The sequence below is a fragment of the Vibrio sp. 1580 genome (genome assembly GCF_033340055.1).
Window position 1 is genome coordinate 1 of sequence record NZ_JAWOVT010000641.1, and the last position, 539, is coordinate 539.

1 protein-coding gene is annotated in these 539 nt (G+C 44.0%); it reads left to right on the plus strand.

Annotated features, from left to right (window positions below; genetic code table 11):
• Positions 1 to 433, plus strand: a 433-nt coding sequence (locus R7093_RS27595; protein WP_318147324.1) for a 4Fe-4S dicluster domain-containing protein, incomplete at its 5' end; no start/stop codon positions are given.
• Positions 434 to 539 lie beyond the last annotated feature (106 nt).

Sequence of the window (539 nt, forward strand, 5' to 3'; positions counted from 1 at the left end):
GTTGGAACACAACGTGTTAAAAGGCAAAGCAAAGTGGAATGTACGTTGTGAACATCCCGATCATCAGTCTTTGATTTTGGCGGAAAACAGCGATGAGCTCCTCTATCCGAAGCCTGATGGCGTGTTGAGTTTTGACCGTCTTTCTTCCGTCTATTTATCCAATATTTTCCATGAAGAAGACCAACCGTGTCATTTGCAGCTTGCCAGCCAGCGCATTCCTATCGAACAGAACTTGGCGCTCTATGCAGAGCCCGCTCAACGCTACTGTCCTGCTGGGGTGTATGAAATTGTAGAAGGTGCAGAGCAAGCCGAATTACAGATTAATGCGGCGAACTGTATTCACTGTAAAACCTGCGATATCAAAGACCCAAGTCAAAACATCACCTGGACGCCTCCTGAAGGCGGTGGTGGTCCCAACTACCCAAATATGTAGTGGTCTGAGAATAATTTTTATTAACAATTTATTTACTTAAAGTTTGCGTCAGTTCAAATCTTTATCGGTGAACTCGATTGCAACTTAATCTTCAAGGCACTATTCT